The 4,161-nt window shown below is 69.6% G+C and carries 4 protein-coding genes; all 4 read right to left on the bottom strand.

The window, feature by feature from the left end; translation table 11 throughout:
• The coding region (locus QN357_RS18075) for a phosphoribosyltransferase (protein ID WP_323505306.1) at positions 1-942 on the bottom strand (942 nt) is incomplete at its 3' end.
• 178 nt (positions 943-1,120) lie between these two features.
• Positions 1,121-1,648: a NifU family protein gene (locus QN357_RS18070; protein WP_322135747.1), complete on the bottom strand. Its 528-nt coding sequence runs from the start codon at positions 1,646-1,648 to the stop codon at positions 1,121-1,123.
• Position 1,649: 1 nt separating this feature from the next.
• Positions 1,650-3,620, bottom strand: coding sequence for a ferrous iron transporter B (feoB, locus tag QN357_RS18065; RefSeq protein ID WP_134561184.1), 1,971 nt, complete (start codon positions 3,618-3,620; stop codon positions 1,650-1,652).
• The gene (locus tag QN357_RS18060; RefSeq protein ID WP_322135746.1) at positions 3,617-3,913 is read right to left on the bottom strand and encodes a FeoA family protein; all 297 of its coding nucleotides are present in this window, start codon (positions 3,911-3,913) and stop codon (positions 3,617-3,619) included. The genes feoB and QN357_RS18060 overlap by 4 nt, the downstream gene beginning before the upstream one ends.
• Positions 3,914-4,161: the final 248 nt, after the last annotated feature.

Genomic DNA, 4,161 nt, shown 5'->3' with positions numbered 1-4,161 from the left:
GAGCCACTCGGTCGCCGCGGCCAGGCGCCCGGCGAGGAGCCCGACGTCGAAGACGTTGGCCCGGTCTGATTCTTCCCCCGGCGTGAGCAGGTCGAGGAGCAGGGTGCCGAGGCCGGCGCGGTGCAGGACGTCGGCGACGAACTGGTTGCGCGGGCTGTGGCGGCTGCTCCCGCTGCCGTGGGCGAACACGACGACCGCGGGGGCGTTCTCGGGAAGGTACAGGTGCCCCTCGAGGACGACCGTGCCGACCGGGATCTCCACGTCACGGTCGAGCCCGGATCCGCCGGCATGGCGTCCGGAACGGATCCGCCTGGCGGCGGCGTCCAGCAGCGCGGTCACTTCGTCGTCGGTTGTGGCCGCGAAGTCGATGTAATGGTTGCCGACGGCCACCAGGCGGCGCGGCACGTTCACGCAGACCAGTTCGTCGAAGCTCGTGAGGTCGAGCAGCGCTTCCGCCGAAGCCACCGGGACGGCCAGGATCACCCGCGTTGCGCCGTGCAGCCGGGCGACGTCCCCGGCGGCGCGCGCCGTCGCACCCGTCGCGATCCCGTCGTCGACGATGACGACGGTGTGACCGCGCACGTCGACCCGTTCCCTGCCCTTGCGCAGCTCCGCGACGCGGGCGTCGAGAATGGCCCGTTCGTGGCGTTCGACCGTCGCGAGCTCGTCCGCGCTGATGCTGGCCATCGAGAGGATGTCCGGGTTGAGTTCCCTGACGCCGTCCTCGCCGATCGCTCCCATCGCGAGTTCCGGCTGGAAGGGAACGCCGAGTTTTCGGACCACGATCACGTCGAGCGGCGCGGCGAGAACCCTCGCGACCTCCGCAGCGACGGGCACCCCTCCCCTGGGCAGGCCGAGCACGATCGTGTCGGTACCCCGCAGGTACTCGAGCCGCTCGGCAAGCTGCCGGCCGGCATCCACCCGGTCACTGAACAGGACCATCGCCCCCACCTCCTCTGGACTGCAGAATCGTTCACCATCATGGTCCGGTGCGGCGAATCGCAATAGGGCGTGTTCGAGACGGGCACGGCCGAAAGCCGATTCATTCCGCGGTCGGAATGAATCCCGGAGGGGTGGCGGATCGCCGAAAGTCGCACCGGCGACCGGGTGGACGAGCGATTCAGACCGCCACGAGCGAGCGAAGTCCGGGGTGGAGGTCGCGCAGGGCGCGCTCGACGCGGGCGTGCAGGGTGAACCCGACGGCGGGACATCCGCTGCAGGAGCCGGTCAGGCGCACCGTGACGACCTCGTCGTGTGCAGAGACGAGCTCGACGACGCCGCCGTGGGAGCGGATGAAGTCGCCGACGCGCCCGGACAGCACGGTGCGGGCCGCCACGGCGAGGTCGGCGTCGCGCGTGCCGGGAGTCCCCGCAACGGCAGGAACCCACTCCGCGGGATTCTCGAGGGCGGCGTGCAGCGCGCTCCGCACCGCCGCGCCCTCCGAGGACCAGCTGCAGGTCGCGGAAAGGCACGTCGTGACGGAGCCGACACCGACCGTGAGCCCGGTGAGCACGCCGGTGTCGAGCAGGCGACCGAGGTCGCCCGGTGCCGATCGGACGGCACCGGTGAATCCGAGCGCACCGGGCGGCATCACCCAGCGGAGCGCCTCTGGGCGGTCGTGCACGGCTTCCGGGTGCAGCGGGATCATCTCAGGCCGTCCCGGTCGCGAGTGCGACGATGCCGTGGACGATCCACGCCGAGCTCCAGGCCAGCACGAACATGTACCCGAACGCGATGGCCGGCCACTTCCAGGTGCCGGTTTCCCGCTTCATCACGCTCACCGTGGACATGCACTGCAGCGCATACACGAAGAAGACCAGAAGCGCGGCGATCGTCGGGGCCGTGAAGACCCGGTCGCCGGCATGGGCGCCGTCGGTGTACGTCATGGCGGAGAGGGCAGCGGACGGGTTGTCCGGGTCGTCGGCTGCGGCGATCTGGCCGAGCGTTGCCACGAAGGTCTCCCGCGCGGAGAGGGAGGCGACGACGCCGATGTTGACGCGCCAGTCGAAGCCGAGCGGCGCGAAGACCGGTTCGACGGCACGGCCGATCGAGGCCGCCGCACTGTGGTCCATCACGAAGGACGTCACCGCGCCCTCATCCGTGACGTCGACACCGGATGCCGTCAGTTCTGCGGTCGAGTGCAACGGGAAGTTCAGGAGGAGCCACAGCACGATCGTCGTGAGCATGACGATCGTTCCGCACTTGCGCAGGAAGGCCCGGGACGAATCCCACATCGTGAGGCAGATGGACCGCAGCGTCGGGACGCGATACGGCGGCATCTCCATGTAGAACGGCATCAGGAGGCCGTTCCGGTCCTGCACGGTCTTCACGATCCAGGCCGCGAGCATGGCAGACACCGCCCCGAGAAAGTAGAGGCAGAACATGATGACGCCCTGGGTCTGCAGCGGGCCGATGCGGGACTCCGGGCTGACGAGCATCCCGATCAGGAGGATGTAGACCGGCAGCCGTGCCGAGCAGGTCATCAGGGGCGCGCCCATCATCGTCGCGATGCGGTCCTTGGCCGACGGCAGCGTGCGGGTCGCCATGATCCCGGGGACCGCGCACGCGAAGGAACTCATCAGCGCGACGAACGCCCGGCCCTCGAGCCCCGCCCGCGACATGATGCGGTCCATCAGGAACGCGGCCCGGCACATGTAGCCGACGCCCTCGAGCAGGGAGATCAGCAGGAACATCAGCATGATCTGCGGGATGAAGACGACGACGGCGCCCACCCCTCCGATGATCGCGTCACCGAGCAGGCCCGCGAGCCAGGGCACCGGCACGAAGACGTCGACCAGTCCGGCGAGCCAGCCGAAGAACGTCTCCACGAGTCCCTGCAGGGGTGCTGCGAAGGAGAAGATGATCTGGAAGAAGGTGACCATGACCGCGATGAAGATCGCGGTGCCCCACACCGGGTGCAGCAGCACCGCGTCGATCCGCTGGGTGGTCTTGTCGGGCTGCGCCGGGCGGTACTCGCTCGCCAAAAGGATGGATTCGGTCCAGGCCTCGAGCTCGGCCGGGTCTGTCGGTGGATCGAGCACGGGCACCGCCCAGTTCCGCCAGCCGGCGATCTTCATGCGGAGTTCGGGGATGCCGATGCGCCGGTTGCCGATCACCCGGACCACCGGCACGCCGAGGGCCCGTTCGAGCCCGGCGATGTCGAGGCGCCCGCCGCGGGTGATGAGTTCGTCGGTGAGGGTCACGGCGATGCACACCGGCCGGTGCAGGCGCAGGACCTGCGACACGAGCCGCAGTGACCGCCAGAGCGTCGTCGCGTCGATCACGACGACCAGGGCGTCGGGCGATTCGACCCCGGTGAGCCGGCCCTGGAGCAGGTCGGTGACGATCTGCTCGTCCGGACTCACCGGCTCGAGGCCATAGGTGCCTGGCAGGTCCTCGACGACGAAATCCTGGCCGCCCGAGCGGAAGACGCCGACGGACCGGCCGACGGTGACGCCGGGATAGTTGCCGGTCTTCGCCCGGAGTCCTGTGAGGGCGTTGAAGATGCTCGTCTTGCCGGCGTTCGGGCTGCCGACGAGCGCCGTGCGCGGGGCGCCGGTGACGACGGTGCCGCCGGTCGGTCCGCCGTGGCAGTCCGGCCCGCTCGATGCGTCCGTCACAGAGTCGTTGTCACGCGGATGCCGCGGGCCTGCGCGAGTCGGAGGCAGATGTCGTAGCCGCGGACCCGGTACACGGCAGGGTCTCCGAGCGGCGCCCGGCGGAGGAGCTCGATCCTGGCGCCGGCGACGAAGCCGAGGTCACCGAGGCGACCGGCGTACGGGGCCGTACCGTGGTCTCCCACATCGATGATGCGGGCAGGCACTCCGATCGGCAGCGCCTCCAGGCCGCAGGGGTTCGACAGGGGAGGTGCGGTGGCCGCAGGCGATCCGTCAACCCGGCTGGACACTCTCACTTCACGTTCTCCTCGGCGTCGTCGGGCCTCCCCGCCGACTGCGGAGCGCTCACCCTCAGCCTAGCTGAAGTTAGGGCAGGCTTACCTACACCCGCTCCCGGCCGGGTGGGTTCGCCCGCTCGCTCGCTGCGCCTATGCCGGATACTGGGTTCGGAAAGCGGGAGCGAAAATGGGCTCTCCTGACGTTACCGTGGGTGGTTTCCGAGCGCCTTAACGAGTGCACGCCGCTCTCCGTCTAGGTTTCTAAC

Origin of the sequence: Cryobacterium sp. RTC2.1 (assembly GCF_035018685.1) — a bacterium.
In the GTDB taxonomy this organism is placed as follows: domain Bacteria; phylum Actinomycetota; class Actinomycetes; order Actinomycetales; family Microbacteriaceae; genus Cryobacterium; species Cryobacterium glucosi.
Note: the sequence above shows the minus strand (reverse complement) of the source record. Positions and strands in the feature narration are given on the sequence as shown.